Source organism: Polaromonas sp. (assembly GCF_043778355.1).
GTDB lineage: Bacteria > Pseudomonadota > Gammaproteobacteria > Burkholderiales > Burkholderiaceae_C > Polaromonas.
The window spans coordinates 1-14,698 of record NZ_JAYWHI010000108.1 but is presented as its reverse complement, the minus strand read 5'-3'; the positions used below and the strand labels follow the sequence as shown (position 1 = coordinate 14,698).

The following is a 14,698-nucleotide window of genomic DNA, read 5'->3' as shown; positions in this document are numbered from 1 at the left end:
ATGCCGTTTGACCTTTCCATCCGCCAGCCTGCAGCGTTAGCCTTCACCCCACACGGAGATTACGCGCCATGAGCAGCATCACTGTCCGCCAGGCGATTTTTTCCGACCTGGAGGAACTGTCGGGATTGTTTGATCAATATCGCGTTTTTCAGGGCCGGCAAAGTGACCTGCCTGCCGCGCGCTCTTTTCTGCAGGCGAGGTTCGACCATGGTGAGTCTGTCGTTTTCATGGCTCACGAAGGGACCACACCCTTGGGGTTTGCGCAGCTTTATCCCAGCTATTCGTCAACGGCACTGGCCAGGGTATTTATTCTGAACGACCTGTTTGTCCATGAAATGGGTCGTCGCAAGGGCGTGGCGTCGCGGTTGTTGGTCGCGCTGGAGGGATACGCCTGGGCGCACGGGGCCGCGCGAATGACGCTGAACGTGGCCATGGGCAACACGCCAGGACAAGCGCTTTACGAAGCCCAAGGCTGGCACAAAGATGCACAGTTTTTCATGTACCACCGCCATGGAAACGCTGAAAAAGTCCTTGCGGATGGGCGCTGACTGGGGAGCGCGATTCGCTGGTCGGCACTCAGGGGTTTTCAGAGGTCGCTTGGCAAGAGCCCTTTTTATCGGAGAGATCGGCCTCAAGCCCAAACCCGCTAAGCGCGGGAAGCTATTAAAAACAGAGCGCTCTTGATGCCGGCCACAGTCAGCAGCAGCGAGCCGAACAGGTGCAGCGCGGCCGTGCCAAAGGCTGCAGCGTAGCGCTCATGCTGCAGCATGCCGACGACTTCGGCTGAAAAAGTTGAGAAGGTGGTCAGCGCACCCAGAAAGCCGGTGATCAGCAGCAGGCGCCAGACCGGCTCCAGTTGCGGCAGGTGCTGGAAGGTGGCGACACAGACGCCGACCAGGTAGCCGCCCAGCAGGTTGGCGGCGACGGTTCCCCACGGGATCAGTCCGCCGGGATTGAGCCAGAGGCCCAGTCCCCAGCGCGCGAGAGCGCCCACGCATGCACCGACGCAGATGGCAAGAACGGCAAGCATTGCAGCGGCCTCCGGTTAGCGGTCGCGCGGCCCGGTGGGCGTGCCGACATCAGGCGGTGGGGATTCGGACGACAGCGCGGCCGGCGGTACATCACCGCCTTTTTGCCGCTCGCGAAACAGCGCCGCGCGCACCAGAAAAATCGTCGTCACCGGTGCGGTCAGGGCGACAAACAGCGTGATCAACACGGCGTGCAGAAAAAGGTTTTGGCCCTGAACCGAAAAATAGATGACGGTGGCGATGGTGATGCACCACACGCCGGCCGTCGCGCCCAGGGTGGGCGCATGGATGCGCTGAAAAAAGGTCGGCAGCCGCACCAGCCCGAAGGAGCCGATGGCCGCGAAGGCCGCGCCCAGAACCGCAAACACCGCGGTGAGGACTTCGGCCCAGAGCGGTAGCGCGGTGCTCATTCGATCACCTCGCCGCGCAGTAAAAACTTGGCCATCACGGTGGAGCCGATAAAACCGAACAGTGCGATCAGCATGGCAGCTTCAAAGTACACATTGCTGGCATACACAATGCCCAGCACCAGCATCATCAGCATGCCGTTGATGTAGAGGCAGTCGAGTGCGGTCACGCGGTCCTGCGCAGTCGGGCCGATCAGGAGTCTGGCCGCGGCACACAACATGGCCACGGCCAGCAGAAACAGGGCGAGTTTCAGGCCCCAGAAAAGAAAGTCGCTCATGATTCAAAAATCTCCATCAGCGGGGCTTCATAACGCTCTTTGATCAGCGCGATGAAAGTCGCCTCGTCTTTCAGGTCAAACACATGCAGCAGCAGCCGGGAACGGTCAAACGACAGCTCCCCCCACGCGGTGCCCGGTGTCAGGCAACAGATCATGGCGAGCATCGCGAGTGCATTCGGGTCGCGCAGCGTCAGGGGAATTTCGACAAAGCTGCTTTTGATATCTGCGGTGCGGCGGGTCAGCAGCAATTTCCCAACGGTCAGCGCTGAGTGCAACATGTCAGCCAGTGCGCGCCAAACCAGGCGAAGGGCCGCGCCGGGCTTGCGCAGGCGCACGGTGGCGGGCCGCAGGCTTCGGGTTAGCAAGGGGACCACCACCGCAAGAACGGCAGCCATCAACAGGGTGGCGGCATCCAGCGTCTGGTTCAGCAACAGCCAGATGCCAAACAGCGCCAGCGACAGCGACGGCGACGGCAGCCAGCGGCGCATCATGGCGACACCTTGCGCGCAGGGGGGTTGGGCACCTGCCGTGCGTTCATCACAGCGTTTCGGTAGGCATGGGGTTTGTACAGGCCCCGCGCGGTATCGCCCGCGTGGTGCATGACGGGGCCGGCTTCGATGCTCAGAGCCACACTGGCCGCCAGCAGTGCAGCGACCGGCAACACCTCCAGTGCGCGCAAGGCAGGCATGCTGGTCATGGGCTGCGTCCAGAAATAGCGAATGCCGGCCCGGCTCAGCGCCACCAGCGTTAAAAAGCCGGACAGCAGCAGCAGCGCCAGGAAGCTCCAGTTCGCCGGTGAAACCTCTGGCGTATCCAGCAGGGCAGACAACATCGCGAACTTGCCGATAAAACCCGACAGCGGTGGCAGGCCGGCCAGCAACAGCGTGCAGGCCACAAAACCCAGGCCCAGGAAGGCAATCCCCGCCGGAATGGCGCGGCCGTAGAGTGCCTGCTGTTCATCGTCGAGGTTCACGTCGGCTGTGGCGCTCAGGTCTTCCGACAAAAACGGGGCATCACCTGCCTGTTCATGCGGTGCCACGCTGGCGCCCGCATTGCGCCAGCGCTCGATCATGTCGATCAACAGGAAAAAAGCGCTGGCTGCCAGCGTCGAGCTCAGCAGGTAGTACAGGGCGCCGGCCCAGACGGCGGGCTGGCCCAGGCCGATGGCGGTCAGCAGCGTGCCGGCCGAGATCAGCACGGCGTAACCCGCCAGGTGCGACAGGCGCTGCGTACCGGTGATGCCGAGCGCGCTGACAAACAGGGTGGACAGGCCAATGGCCAGCAGGATCTCCTGACCAAACTGCGCTGACTCGCCGGTGTCCGGCGCGAACAGCACGGTCCACAGGCGCAGCACGGTGTAGATGCCGAGCTTGGTCAGCAGCGCAAACACGGCGCTGACGGGCGCAACTGCCGCACTGTAGGCCGGCACCAGCCAGAAGTTGAGCGGCCAGGCGCCGGCCTTGGCAAAAAATGCTGTTGCCAGAATTGCTGCCGCCGCATGCACCAGGCCGCGGTCGGCCCCATCAAGCCGGGCAATGCGCAGGCCGAGGTCGGCCATGTTGAGTGTGCCGGTGACGCCGTAAAGCAGCGCCGCACCGACCAGAAACAGCGATGAGGCGGCCAGGTTGATGGCGATGTAGTGCAGCCCGGCGCCGACCCGCAGTCGCCCCGAGCCATGCAGCAGCAGGCCATACGAGGCCGCCAGCATGACCTCGAAAAATACAAACAGGTTGAACAGGTCGCCGGTCAGGAAGGCACCGTTGAGCCCCATCAGCTGCAACTGGAGCAGCGGGTGGAAATGCACACCCGCGCGGTCCCAGCGCGACGTCGAATAAATCGACACCGCAAACGCGATGACGCCGGTCAAGGCCAACATCAGCGTGGACAGACGGTCGGCCACCAGCACAATACCGAAGGGCGCGCGCCAGTTGCCGGGCAGGTAAACGCCGATGGAACCAGGACCTGTTCCGGTGTCGACCGCATTGACCCAGCGTAGCAAGGCCAACGCGGCCAGCATGCCGACCAGTCCGGAGGCCACGGTGAACGCCGCCTTGGTCTTGCGCCGGTGCTCGCCCAGCATCAGCATCAGCGCGGCGGTCAGCATCGGGACGAGAATAGGCACCGCGACCAGGTGCGGCATGGTGGCTTCGAGCAGTGTGTCCAGCCAGCGCAGCAGTTCGTTCATTCCGGCGCACCTTTCACATGCACGCTGGTGTCGTCTGCGGTCTCGTCCTTGCCATCCACATGGTCGGTGCCAGCCAGGCCACGCGAGGCCAGCATCACCACCAGGAACAGCGCCGTCATCGCAAAACCGATGACGATGGCTGTCAATGCCAGCGCCTGCGGCATCGGATCGGCGGTGTTGGCCAGTGTGGCCGTGATACCGGTCACCAGCACCGGCTCGCTGTCGACCTTGAGGCGGCCCATGCTGAAAATGAACAGGTTGACGGCGTAGGAAATCAGGGTCAAACCCATGATGACCTGGAAGGTGCGCGGGCGCAGCAGCAGGTACACCCCCGAGCTGGTGAGCACGCCAATGCCGAGGGCGAGCACGATTTCCATCAGACAGGCGCTCCGGCGGCTTGGGCCTTCGCGGCGGCGGCAGCCTGCCGCTCATCTTGTTCTTCCACCCAGCGGTGGCTGCGCACCGACTGGTGCGACAGCGCCGTGAGAATCAGCATGGTGGCGCCGAGCACGATGGAGAACACACCCATGTCGAAAAACAGTGCGCTGGGCACATGAAGGCTGCCGATCAGCGGCAGATGCAGGTGGGCGGTGTGGGTGGTCATGAAAGGGTAGCCCAGCACCACGGCGCCGCCACCGGTGACCAGCGCCAGCAGCAGGCCAAGGGCGATCCAGCGGCGCGGGTAGATGCGCAGGTGTTCTTCCACCCACTCGGTGCCCGAGACGATGTATTGCAGCAGCAGCGCGACCGACATCACCAGGCCGGCCACAAAACCGCCGCCTGGCGCGTTGTGTCCGCGCAGAAAGAAGTACACCGACACCAGCACCGAAACAGGCAACAGCAGCCGCACCAGCACGGCCGGTACCATCAGGTAGCCGATGGCAGTGTCCACGGCGCGACGCGGGTTCAGCAGGTCACTGCTGCCATCGTCGGCCTGTGCGCGTTGCTGCGCCGGCAGGGCCATGGACTCCAGCGCCGGCCGGAAGCGGCGCAGCAATGCGTACACCGTGAGCGCCACGATGCCGAGCACGGTGATTTCGCCGAAGGTGTCAAACCCGCGAAAGTCCACCAGCATGACGTTGACCACATTGGTGCCGCCGCCTTCGGTGAGCGCGCGATCAAGAAAGAAGGGGGAAATGCTTTCCGGAAAACGCCGTGTCATCACGGTCCAGGACAAGGTTGCCATGCCAGCGCCGGCGGCAATGGCGACGGCCAGATCGCGGCCGCGCCTGCCCCACAGGCTCACGCGGGTCCGCAAGGGCTGGATCGTCACCCTGCGCATGGGCAGCCAGCGCAGGCCCAGCAGCAGCAGCACCGTGGTCACGGCTTCCACCACCAGCTGCGTCAGTGCCAGGTCGGGCGCCGAAAACCAGATGTAGGTGGTGCAGCAGACCAGGCCGGCGCCAGACGCCAGCATCAGGGAGGCGAGGCGGTGAAACTTGGCCTGCCATGCGGCAGCGACGGCGCAGACCGCGCCTATGACCCAGGTCATGGCAAACATCGTGGAGAAGGCGAGAGGTGCGCGCTGGCCGGGCTTGACAGGGACCAGCCACAGTGCGGCTGCAGCACCCGCTATGGCGATCACCAGCAGGATCAGCAGTTGCGACTGCAGGCGCCGGGTGGCCAGCAGGTAGCGGCTGCGCCGGCCGATCTCGCTCAGGCGTGCCAGCATGTTCTCGAAGATGCGCTGGCCGTCAAAGTGATGCAGCAGCGGTGTGTGCGCCAGGTAACCGTGCGCACGGCCGCGACGCTGGAGCAGGTACAGGGCGGCGCCACCGGCCATCGCGATAAAACTCATGACCAGCGGCAGGTTGAAACCGTGCCAGACCGCCAGGCTGTACGCCGGCAGAGTGCCGCCGACCACCGGCCGGGCCGCCTCGGCCAGCAGCGGACCGACTGACCAGTGCGGTGCGACACCCACCACCAGGCAGACCAGCACCAGCAATTCGACCGGCACACGCATCCAGTGCGGCGGCTCATGCGGTGTGCGCGGCACCTGGTTGCCACAAGGCGGGCCAAAAAAAACATCAAACACAAAACGCGCCGAATACGCGACGCTGAACATGCCGGCCACGGTGGCGATGACGGGCAGTCCCCAGTTGATCCAGAGGGTGGTCTGGATGTAGACGGTTTCGGCGAAAAACATTTCCTTGGACAGAAATCCGTTGAGCAGCGGCACCCCAGCCATCGAAGCGCTGGCAATCACGGCCAGCGTGCCGGTGATGGGCATCAGCCGCATCAGGCCGCTGAGCTTGCGAATATCGCGCGTGCCGGTTTCGTGGTCGATGATGCCGGCGGCCATGAACAGTGAGGCCTTGAAGGTCGCGTGGTTCATGATGTGGAAGACGGCAGCCACGGCAGCCAGTGGGCTGTTGAGCCCGAGCAGCAGGGTGATCAGCCCGAGGTGCGAAATCGTTGAATACGCCAGCAGCGCCTTCAGGTCGCGCTGGAACATGGCAATGAAGCCGCCCAGCAGCAAGGTGATGGCACCGGCACCGCTGACCAGCCAGAACCATTGCTCGGTGCCCGACAGGACCGGCCACAGCCGCGCCATCAGGAACACACCGAGCTTGACCATGGTGGCCGAATGCAAATAGGCCGACACTGGGGTGGGCGCCGCCATGGCGCGTGGCAACCAGAAGTGAAACGGAAACTGCGCGCTTTTGGTGAAGGCGCCGAGCAGCACCAGCACCAGCACGGTGAGGTACAGCGGGTGGGCGCGGATGGCGTCGCCCGAGGCCAGCACCAGGTCCAGGTCATAGGTGCCGGTGATGCGCCCCAGCACCAGCACGCCGGCCAGCAGGCACAAGCCGCCGGCCCCCGTGACTGTCAGCGCCATGCGCGCGCCGCGTCGCGCGTCGCGCCGGTGGTGCCAGTAGCCGATCAGCAGGAAGGAAAACAGGCTGGTGAGTTCCCAGAACATCACCATCTGCACCAGGTTGCCCGACAGCACCACGCCGATCATGGCGCCCATGAAGGCCAGGAAAAATGAGAAAAAGCGGGGCACCGGGTCCGACGCGGACATGTAGTAACGCGCGTACAGCACCACCAGCGCGCCGATGCCGAGCACCAGCATGCAGAACAGCCAGGCGAAGCCGTCCATGCGCAGCACAAGATTCAGACCCAGCTCCGGCACCCATTCGATTTCTTCGCGGATCACATTGCCGCCGGCCAGTTGGGGAAACAGCCAGGCGACCTGCAGCGCACATCCGAGCGCGACCAGACCTGCCAGTGTCGATTCCCGGTTGCGCGCGTTGGCCGGCAGCGCGGCCGCGATCACGCTGGCAAGAAAAGGCAGAACAAGCAGGAGAAGGAGCATGTCTCCTGATTCTATAGACGGGGCCCTGGCCGGTGCGGCTCAAAACCGCAGGTCGGCAGGGGTATCACTGCGCGGCTGGGCCGCAGACTGCTACCGACTCATCTGCTGCGGCAGCCAGGTCACGATGCCGGGAAAGACATAAACCAGCGCGATGGCAGCGCACATCAGGAAGAACATGGGCAGCGTGACCTTGGCGATCCAGGTCAGCTCCTTGCCCGTCATGCCTTGCAGCACGAACAGGTTGAAGCCGACCGGCGGTGTGATCTGCGCCATCTCGACGACCAGCACAATGAAGATGCCGAACCAGATCGGATCGATGCCGGCTTTCTGGATGGTGGGCATGAGTACGCCCATGGTCAGGACCACCATGGAAATGCCGTCGAGGAAGCAGCCGAGCAGGATGAAAAAGAAGGTCAGTGCCAGGATCAGCTGGCCCTGGCTCAGGCCCAGTGAACCTATCCATTCGGCAAGATGGCGCGGCAGGCCGATGTAGCCCATGGACAGGGTCAAAAACGCGGCGCCCGCCAGGATCAGTGCAATCATGCAGTACAGGCGTGTGGCGCCCATCAGCGCATCGCGGAAAGTGACCCAGTTCATGGAGCCCTGAAGCGCCGAGATGATCAGCGAGCCCACCACGCCGATGGCTGCCGCCTCGGTGGCGGTGGCAATGCCGGTATAGATGGAGCCCAGCACCCCGGCAATCAGCAACACCACTGGAATCAATGCGCGCGAGGCCGAGAGTTTTTGCAGCAGGGTGGTCTTTTCGTCGGCGGCCGGGATCTGCTCCGGATTGCGCAAGGCCCAGACCGCGATGTAGCCGGAAAACAGCAGCGCCAGCATGATGCCTGGCAATACGCCGGCGATGAACAGTTTGGCAATCGAAACTTCGGCCGACACACCGTACACAATCATGATGATGGACGGCGGAATCAGCAGGCCAAGCGTGCTGGCCCCGGCCAGCGTGCCGATGATCATGTGTTCCGGATAGCCCCGGCGCTTGAGTTCGGGCAGGGTCATCTTGCCGATGGTGGCGCAGGTGGCTGCGCTGGAGCCTGATACCGCCGCAAAAATCGTGCAGCCGACGACATTGGTGTGCAGCAGGCGTCCGGGCAAAGCCTGCATCCACGGCGCCAGGCCCTTGAACATGTCCTGCGAAAGCCGGGTGCGAAACAGGATCTCACCCATCCAGACAAACAGCGGCAGGGCGGTCAGTGTCCAGCTCGACGCCGAGCCCCAGATGGTGACGGCCATGGCGTCGCCAGCCATGCGTGTGGTGAACAGTTGCATGCCTATCCATGCCACGCCCGACAGTGTCAGGCCGATCCAGACGCCGGTGCCCAGAATCAGAAACAGGGAAAGCACCAGAAGTGCGGTAATGCCGAGATCACTCATGAGAACCCTATTCGTTGCGCAGCGCTTCGCCGCTGGTGACCGTGGTGCGTCGGCCCTGAATTTCCAATATCAGCTCGTCAATGAAAGCGATCAGGAGGATCACCGCGCCGAAGGCCATGGCAAGCTGAGGAATCCACAGCGGCGTGGCGTCGCTGCCGGTCGAGATGTCGTGGAAGGCGCGCGATTGCCAGGCCAGTTTGCAGCTGTACACGGCAAACAGCAGCGTCAGCAAGGTGGCCGTGGTCAGCGCCCAGATTTCCATGGCTTTTTTGGCGCTTCCCTTGAGGGCATTGATCAGCAGCGTCACGCGGATGTGCTCGCCACGCTTGAGTGTGTGGGCCAGCGCCAAAAAGCCGCTGGCGGCCATCAGGTAGCCAGCGTAGGCGTCGGTGCCTGGCACATGAAAGTGCAACTGGCGGCTCACGATGGACAGCAGCACCATGGCGAGCAGGCCCACCATAAAAAGCGCCGCCAGGGCGGCGGCGCTGTTGTAAAGGCCGTCTAGCAGCTTGCGCATGCCAGCAGCCTACTTGCGGAAGTTCTCAACAATGGCCTGGCCTTCAGGGCCGGCCTTGTCGACCCATTCCTTGAGCATGGTGTCGCCGACCTTTTTCATGTCTGCCTTGAGTGCAGCCGAGGGCGGCAGCACCTGCATGCCATTGGCCTTGAGGGTTTCCAGCGTTCTTGTGTTGACGCCGCGGCTGGCCGCCCAGCCGCGGGTTTCGGCGTCTGCTGCCGCCTTGAGCACGGCCTGTTTGGTTGGTGCGTCCAGCGCGTCAAAAGCTGCCTTGTTGACGATCACGGCGTTTTTGGGCAACCAGGCCTGGGTGTCGTAGTAGTACTTGAGATGCTCGTACAGCTTGCTGTCCACGCCGGTAGCGCCGGAAGTCATGGTGGACTCCACCACGCCGGTCGCCAGCGCCTGCGAAAATTCGGCGGCCTGGACCGTCACCGGCTGCGCGCCGACCAGCTCGGCAATGCGCGATGTGGACGGGCTGTAAGCGCGCCACTTGATGCCCTTGAGGTCGGCGGCGGAGTTGATCGGCTTCTTGGAGTAGATGCCCTGTGGAGGCCACGCCACCGCGTAGAGCAGCTGCAGGCCCTGCTCGCCCAGCTTCTTCTCCAGTGCGGGTTTTTGCGCCTGATAAAGCTTCATGGAGCTGTCGTAGCTGTCAGCCAAAAAGGGTAGGCCGTCGGTGCCGAAGATTTGCCATTCGTTCTGGAAGTTGGCCAGCAGGATTTCGCCGGCCTGGGCCTGGCCGCCCTGTACGGCGCGCTTGATTTCGGGCGCCTTGAACAGCGAAGCGTTGGCGTGGACCGTGATCTTGAGCTTGCCGGCGCTGGCCTTGTCGACATCGTTGGCGAACTGCACCAGGTTTTCACTGTGGAAGTTGGTGGCCGGGTAGGCGGCAGGCAGGTCCCATTTGGTCTGGGCGAAGGCTGCGGTGCCGACGCTCAAAACGGCGGCGATCAGTGCAAGTTTGAATTTCATGAAAAGCTCCTGGGCAAATAGGATGGTTGAGGACGCTAAGTCTGGATAGGATAGACGCAAATCCCGCGCCAGTTCCCCGGACATACCCCAAAAAAGCCAACCTCCCTGGGCCCACGATCATGAATCTCCGGTTTGTTGAAGCTTTCTATTGGGTAGCCTCGCTCAAAAGCATTTCGCGCGCCGCTGAAAAGCTCTACCTGACACAGTCAGCCATGTCCAGCCGCATCGCCACGCTGGAGGATGAGCTGGGCGTGCTGTTGCTGGACCGCGGCGATAAACAGTTCAAGCTCACCAGCGCCGGCGCGCGTTTTCTGGTCTACGCCGAGAAGTTGCTGGAGTTGCAGCGGGAGGTCAAGCTGGAGATGGGCTCGGGCCAGCCGATGGCGGTGTCCATGCGCATAGGCGCGATCGAGTCGGTGCTGCATTCCTGGCTGATCCCCTGGCTGGAGAAGCTGCGCGCTGACCACCCCGGCCTGGAGCTTGAACTGACGGTGGAAACCACGCCCATTCTGGTGGACCTGATCCAGCGTGGCACGCTGGACCTGGTGTTTGCGGTCTTGCCGGCCTCCAGCGACGGTGTGCGAAACCAGGCATTGCCCACCATGGAGATGGTCTTTGTCGGCCACCCCGACCTGCATAAAAAAAGAAATTACAGGCTGGCTGAACTGGCGGAAATGGAATTGCTGACCTTCCAGAAAGGCTCGCAACCGCACGTCACGCTGCTCGACCTGTTTCGCCTGCATCACCTGGAACCCAAGAAGGTGCATGCGATTTCCTCGATTTCGGCCATGGTGCAACTGGTGCAGGGCGGCTTCGGTGTGGCCCTGTTGCCGCGTGCCGCGGTCGAGCGGCTGACCGGGTTTGCACGCCTGCGCCCATTGACGTGTGACGCGAAATTGCAGTCCCTGCCCATCCATGCCAGTTACCGGACCGATCCCAGCTCCAAGACAGTGGAAACGGTGGTTCAGTCAGCGCTGAGTTTTGCGGGCCGCCCCAAAAACGCACCAAAAAAGACGACTAAAGGTAAACCCTTGAGTTGACTTCAGCATCGAAAAATTCGATGGTGTAAGCAAAATATTTTGAATTTGCCCGGCGCTGGAGACACTCACACAATTCGCCCATCGTCATCCAATTGACACATGCAACGGGGAATTTTCTGGTGAGCACATCGTCGCAATCAGCCGCATCGGCACTCTCGGTCTTCGGTGACCAAGGCATACGCAGCGCGGCACATGTGCGCGGCATCATTCGCAAGGGTGGCTGGACTGCGCACACCAGCGGGCTGGCCAGCGAGCATGTGCAAGGCAATGTGGTCATCCTGCCGGCCGCCGAGGCCAATGACTTTCTGCGTTATTGCCACCGCAACCCCAAGCCCTGTCCCTTGTTGACGGTGTCCGAACCCGGTCAGGCGCAACTGCCGGGGCTGGGTACCGACATCGACATCTGCACCGACGTGCCGCGTTACCGCGTCTGGGAGGGTGGCGAGCTGGTGGACATGCCAACCGACATCAGCGCCTTGTGGCGCAAGGACCTGGTGACCTTTGTCATCGGCTGCTCTTTTTCGTTTGAAGAGGCGCTGTTGCAGGCCGGTTTGCCCCTGCGCCACATTGCACAGCAGCGCAACGTCGCGATGTACCGCAGCAATATCGCCACCGAACGCGCCGGAATTTTCCACGGCCCCATGGTCGTGTCGATGCGGCCCTTCAAGTCCGCCGATGCGATACGCGCCATCCAGATCACCTCGCGTTTTCCGAATGTGCATGGTGCGCCCGTGCATATCGGCGACCCGGCGCTGATCGGCATCCACGACCTGGGTCAGCCAGATTACGGTGACGCCGTCGAGGTGCTGCCCGACGAAGTGCCCGTGTTCTGGGCTTGCGGCGTCACGCCGCAGGCCGCCGTCACCCAGGCGCGCCCCGCGTTTTGCATCACCCATGCGCCTGGCGCCATGCTGATCACCGATCTTCTCAATCATCAACTTGCCAGTTTCTAACCAGGAGCCTTTCATGAAGACACTTATTTTCGGTTTGAGCATCGCCTGTGCCGGGCTTGCCGGCGCCCAGACCAAGTGGGATTTGCCCACCGGTTATTCGGCCAACAGCTTCCAGACGCAAAACGTGCAGCAGTTCGCCAACGAGGTGGACCAGCTCACCGGCGGCAAACTCAAGATCACGTTGCACCCCGGCGGCTCGCTGTACAAGGCCAACGAGATCAAGCGCGCGGTGCAGACCGGCCAGGTCCAGGCGGCGGAGTTCATTCTGTCCGGCGCCGCCAATGAAAACCCGCTGTTCGGCGTGGACTCCATCCCTTTCCTGGCCACCAGTTACGGGGATGCCAAACGCCTGTACACAGCGGCCAAGCCGGCGCAGGACAAACTGCTCGCGTCGCAAGGCGTCAAGGTGCTGTTCACCGTGCCCTGGCCCGGCCAGTCGCTCTACTCGCTCAAACCGATAACGACGCCAGCCGACTTTGCGGGCACCAAGATGCGCGCCTACAACCCGGCCACCACACGCATTGCGCAACTGCTCAAGGCCCAGCCCGTCACCATCCAGCTTGCCGAACTTGGCCAGGCGCTCGCGACGGGCGGCGTGCAGAACTTCCTGACCTCCAGCGCCAGCGGCGTGGAAAGCAAGCTGCACGAGCAGGTCAAGTACTTCTACCCGGTCAGCGCCTGGTTGCCGCGCAATGCCACGGTGGTGAGCCAGAAGGCGTTTGACGCCCTCGACAAGCCCACACAGGACGCGCTGCTCAAGGCCGCCGCCTCTGCCGAGGAGCGCGGCTGGGCCACCAGCGAAAAGCTTGACGGCGAGTACATCAAGGAACTGGGTGCCAAGGGCATGACCATCGCTGCGCCTTCAGACAGCGTGAAGAAAGAACTCGCCGCGATAGGCGAAACCATGACAGCCGAATGGCTCAAGACCGCCGGCCCAGAAGGCCAGGCCGTGGTCGACGCTTACCGCAGGAAGTAAGCCCCGCAACTGCCGCGTGGCGCGGCGAGGCGGGTTCGTCAGCGGCAGACGACCCGCCACCTTCTTCTTTTGTCTTTTTTCGAATCCGTGCAGGAGCATGCCATGGGCAAACTCGTCCAGAATTTTTACAAACTGCTGATGGCGCTGTCCTGCCTGGCCATGCTGGCGGCCTTCGGCAGCGTCATGCTGGGTGTGCTGGCACGCGAAGCCAACTGGGACATCGCCGGCCTCGATGCCTACGCTGGTTACGCGATTGCCGCTGCGCTGTTCCTGGCCCTGCCGGGCACGCTGCAGCATGGCGACCACATCCGCGTGACGCTGCTGCTGGACCGGGTGTCGCCAAGGGTGCGCAATATCCTGGAATGGTGGTCGCTGGGTGCAGGCCTGGTTTTGACCGTTTACATGGCCTGGTACGCGGGGCGGCTGGCGTGGGTGTCCCATGCCACCCACGACATCTCGCCGGCAGCCGATGCTTCACCGCTGTGGATTCCGCAAATTGCCATGGTGCTGGGGTGTTTTGGCTTCGCGCTGTCGTTCGCGCAGGCTCTGCTTGAACGCTGGCAGGGCGGCAACTTCATTGCCGTGCCCAGTGATGCTGCCCACATCGAATAGCCCGATTCAAGAAAGATCACCATGGATATCGTTATTGCTTTCGGGCTGATCGTGCTGCTGTTTGTGGCATTGGGCTCCGGTTTGTGGATAGGCCTGTCGCTGCTCGCTGTGGCTCTGCTGGCCATGGAGCTGCTGACCGCGCGCCCGGCCGGCGACAGCATGATGTTGACCATCTGGGGTTCGACTTCCAGCTGGACGCTGACCGCGCTGCCGCTGTTTTTGTGGATGGGCGAAATATTGTTTCGCAGCAAGCTTTCCAGCAGCATGTTCAAGGGACTGGCACCCTGGCTGGACCGTTTGCCGGGGCGACTTTTACATATCAACGTGGTCGGTTGCACCATCTTCGCGGCGATTTCCGGCTCGTCGGCCGCCACCTGCGCGACCATCGGCAAGATCACCTTGCCCGAGCTCAAGAAGCGCGGCTACCCCGACGATATTTCCATCGGAACCCTCGCGGGCGCTGGCACGCTGGGCCTCTTGATCCCGCCGTCCATCATCATGATTGTGTACGGCGTCGCCGCCAACGTATCAATTGCCAAGCTGTTTCTGGCCGGTGTGATCCCAGGCCTGATGCTGGCCGCCTTGTTCATGGGTTACATCATGGTCTGGGCGCTGCTGAACAAGGAAAAAGTCCCGGCTGCCGACACGGCCATGAGTTTTGGGCGAAAGGTTTATGCCTCACGGCATCTGATCCCGGTGGTCTCGCTGATTGTGGTGGTGCTGGGAGGGATTTACAGCGGTATTGCGACGGCCACCGAGGCTGCGGCTCTGGGTGTGGCCGGCTCGCTGGTGCTGGCCGCCATCGAGCGGTCGCTGACCTGGGACAAATTCCGTGAAGGTCTGGTGGCCGCGTGCCGCATCTACTGCATGATCGGGTTGATCCTGGCCGGCGCAGCGTTCCTCACACTGGCGATGGGCTTCATCGGGCTGCCCCGGCATCTCGCGGAATTCATCGGGGGGTTGCAGCTCGCACCGTTCAGCCTGATGTTGCTGCTGGTGGTGTTCTTCATCGTGCT

General features: G+C 62.8%; 16 protein-coding genes. 6 read left to right on the top strand and 10 right to left on the bottom strand.

Annotated elements, in window-relative coordinates:
* The first annotated feature begins 68 nt into the window (after nt 1-68).
* Nucleotides 69-548, top strand: coding sequence for a GNAT family N-acetyltransferase (locus ACH2CW_RS16115; RefSeq protein WP_395059969.1), 480 nt, complete (start codon nt 69-71; stop codon nt 546-548).
* Nucleotides 549-646: 98 nt separating this feature from the next.
* On the opposite strand, the gene crcB is transcribed toward ACH2CW_RS16115, so the two are convergent.
* The 10 genes from crcB to ACH2CW_RS16065 all read right to left on the bottom strand — a co-directional run bounded on the left by crcB (nt 647) and on the right by ACH2CW_RS16065 (nt 10,101).
* A complete protein-coding gene (gene crcB, locus ACH2CW_RS16110) occupies nt 647-1,030 on the bottom strand; it encodes a fluoride efflux transporter CrcB (protein ID WP_395059967.1) in 384 nt (127 codons plus the stop codon).
* 15 nt (nt 1,031-1,045) lie between these two features.
* Nucleotides 1,046-1,438, bottom strand: a complete 393-nt coding sequence (mnhG, locus tag ACH2CW_RS16105) for a monovalent cation/H(+) antiporter subunit G (RefSeq protein ID WP_395059965.1) — start codon at nt 1,436-1,438, stop codon at nt 1,046-1,048.
* On the bottom strand, nt 1,435-1,713 hold the full coding sequence (locus ACH2CW_RS16100) for a K+/H+ antiporter subunit F (protein ID WP_395059963.1): 279 nt from the start codon (nt 1,711-1,713) through the stop codon (nt 1,435-1,437). Before ACH2CW_RS16100 ends, mnhG begins: the two co-directional genes overlap by 4 nt.
* On the bottom strand, nt 1,710-2,201 hold the full coding sequence (locus tag ACH2CW_RS16095; protein ID WP_395060035.1) for a Na+/H+ antiporter subunit E: 492 nt from the start codon (nt 2,199-2,201) through the stop codon (nt 1,710-1,712). Before ACH2CW_RS16095 ends, ACH2CW_RS16100 begins: the two co-directional genes overlap by 4 nt.
* Nucleotides 2,201-3,898 carry a monovalent cation/H+ antiporter subunit D gene (locus ACH2CW_RS16090; protein ID WP_395059961.1) on the bottom strand — a complete coding sequence of 566 codons (1,698 nt, stop codon included), beginning with the start codon at nt 3,896-3,898 and terminating at the stop codon, nt 2,201-2,203. The genes ACH2CW_RS16095 and ACH2CW_RS16090 overlap by 1 nt, the downstream gene beginning before the upstream one ends.
* Nucleotides 3,895-4,275: a Na+/H+ antiporter subunit C gene (locus ACH2CW_RS16085; RefSeq protein ID WP_395059959.1), complete on the bottom strand. Its 381-nt coding sequence runs from the start codon at nt 4,273-4,275 to the stop codon at nt 3,895-3,897. Before ACH2CW_RS16085 ends, ACH2CW_RS16090 begins: the two co-directional genes overlap by 4 nt.
* Nucleotides 4,275-7,217: a monovalent cation/H+ antiporter subunit A gene (locus ACH2CW_RS16080; RefSeq protein WP_395059957.1), complete on the bottom strand. Its 2,943-nt coding sequence runs from the start codon at nt 7,215-7,217 to the stop codon at nt 4,275-4,277. The genes ACH2CW_RS16085 and ACH2CW_RS16080 overlap by 1 nt, the downstream gene beginning before the upstream one ends.
* Nucleotides 7,218-7,307: 90 nt before the next feature.
* Nucleotides 7,308-8,609 carry a TRAP transporter large permease gene (locus tag ACH2CW_RS16075; RefSeq protein ID WP_395059955.1) on the bottom strand — a complete coding sequence of 434 codons (1,302 nt, stop codon included), beginning with the start codon at nt 8,607-8,609 and terminating at the stop codon, nt 7,308-7,310.
* Between the two features lie 7 nt (nt 8,610-8,616).
* Nucleotides 8,617-9,126, bottom strand: coding sequence for a TRAP transporter small permease (locus ACH2CW_RS16070; protein WP_395059953.1), 510 nt, complete (start codon nt 9,124-9,126; stop codon nt 8,617-8,619).
* Between the two features lie 9 nt (nt 9,127-9,135).
* Nucleotides 9,136-10,101: a TRAP transporter substrate-binding protein gene (locus tag ACH2CW_RS16065; protein WP_395059951.1), complete on the bottom strand. Its 966-nt coding sequence runs from the start codon at nt 10,099-10,101 to the stop codon at nt 9,136-9,138.
* A gap of 119 nt (nt 10,102-10,220) precedes the next feature.
* On the opposite strand from ACH2CW_RS16065, the gene ACH2CW_RS16060 reads away from it, so the two are divergent.
* The 5 genes from ACH2CW_RS16060 to ACH2CW_RS16040 all read left to right on the top strand — a co-directional run.
* Complete coding sequence (locus ACH2CW_RS16060; protein WP_395059949.1) at nt 10,221-11,141, top strand: LysR family transcriptional regulator; 921 nt, start codon at nt 10,221-10,223, stop codon at nt 11,139-11,141.
* 176 nt (nt 11,142-11,317) lie between these two features.
* A complete protein-coding gene (locus tag ACH2CW_RS16055; RefSeq protein ID WP_395060033.1) occupies nt 11,318-12,094 on the top strand; it encodes a putative hydro-lyase in 777 nt (258 codons plus the stop codon).
* A gap of 13 nt (nt 12,095-12,107) precedes the next feature.
* Nucleotides 12,108-13,070, top strand: coding sequence for a TRAP transporter substrate-binding protein (locus ACH2CW_RS16050; RefSeq protein ID WP_395059947.1), 963 nt, complete (start codon nt 12,108-12,110; stop codon nt 13,068-13,070).
* Nucleotides 13,071-13,172: 102 nt separating this feature from the next.
* Nucleotides 13,173-13,682 (top strand): TRAP transporter small permease, encoded by a 510-nt coding sequence (locus ACH2CW_RS16045; RefSeq protein WP_395059945.1) that lies wholly within the window; start codon nt 13,173-13,175, stop codon nt 13,680-13,682.
* A 21-nt stretch (nt 13,683-13,703) separates the two neighbouring features.
* On the top strand, nt 13,704-14,698 hold a 995-nt coding region (locus tag ACH2CW_RS16040; protein WP_395059943.1), incomplete at its 3' end, for a TRAP transporter large permease.

What these genes read in the sequence shown, in the direction of transcription:
- ACH2CW_RS16060 (WP_395059949.1), top strand. Translation starts at nt 10,221, where the DNA reads ATGAATCTCCGGTTTGTTGAAGCTTTCTATTGGGTAGCCTCGCTCAAA.
- ACH2CW_RS16075 (WP_395059955.1), bottom strand. Translation starts at nt 8,609, where the DNA reads ATGAGTGATCTCGGCATTACCGCACTTCTGGTGCTTTCCCTGTTTCTG.
- ACH2CW_RS16065 (WP_395059951.1), bottom strand. Translation starts at nt 10,101, where the DNA reads ATGAAATTCAAACTTGCACTGATCGCCGCCGTTTTGAGCGTCGGCACC.
- ACH2CW_RS16085 (WP_395059959.1), bottom strand. Translation starts at nt 4,275, where the DNA reads ATGGAAATCGTGCTCGCCCTCGGCATTGGCGTGCTCACCAGCTCGGGG.
- ACH2CW_RS16115 (WP_395059969.1), top strand. Translation starts at nt 69, where the DNA reads ATGAGCAGCATCACTGTCCGCCAGGCGATTTTTTCCGACCTGGAGGAA.
- ACH2CW_RS16095 (WP_395060035.1), bottom strand. Translation starts at nt 2,201, where the DNA reads ATGCGCCGCTGGCTGCCGTCGCCGTCGCTGTCGCTGGCGCTGTTTGGC.
- ACH2CW_RS16070 (WP_395059953.1), bottom strand. Translation starts at nt 9,126, where the DNA reads ATGCGCAAGCTGCTAGACGGCCTTTACAACAGCGCCGCCGCCCTGGCG.
- ACH2CW_RS16080 (WP_395059957.1), bottom strand. Translation starts at nt 7,217, where the DNA reads ATGCTCCTTCTCCTGCTTGTTCTGCCTTTTCTTGCCAGCGTGATCGCG.
- ACH2CW_RS16090 (WP_395059961.1), bottom strand. Translation starts at nt 3,898, where the DNA reads ATGAACGAACTGCTGCGCTGGCTGGACACACTGCTCGAAGCCACCATG.
- ACH2CW_RS16050 (WP_395059947.1), top strand. Translation starts at nt 12,108, where the DNA reads ATGAAGACACTTATTTTCGGTTTGAGCATCGCCTGTGCCGGGCTTGCC.
- mnhG (WP_395059965.1), bottom strand. Translation starts at nt 1,438, where the DNA reads ATGAGCACCGCGCTACCGCTCTGGGCCGAAGTCCTCACCGCGGTGTTT.
- crcB (WP_395059967.1), bottom strand. Translation starts at nt 1,030, where the DNA reads ATGCTTGCCGTTCTTGCCATCTGCGTCGGTGCATGCGTGGGCGCTCTC.
- ACH2CW_RS16045 (WP_395059945.1), top strand. Translation starts at nt 13,173, where the DNA reads ATGGGCAAACTCGTCCAGAATTTTTACAAACTGCTGATGGCGCTGTCC.
- ACH2CW_RS16100 (WP_395059963.1), bottom strand. Translation starts at nt 1,713, where the DNA reads ATGAGCGACTTTCTTTTCTGGGGCCTGAAACTCGCCCTGTTTCTGCTG.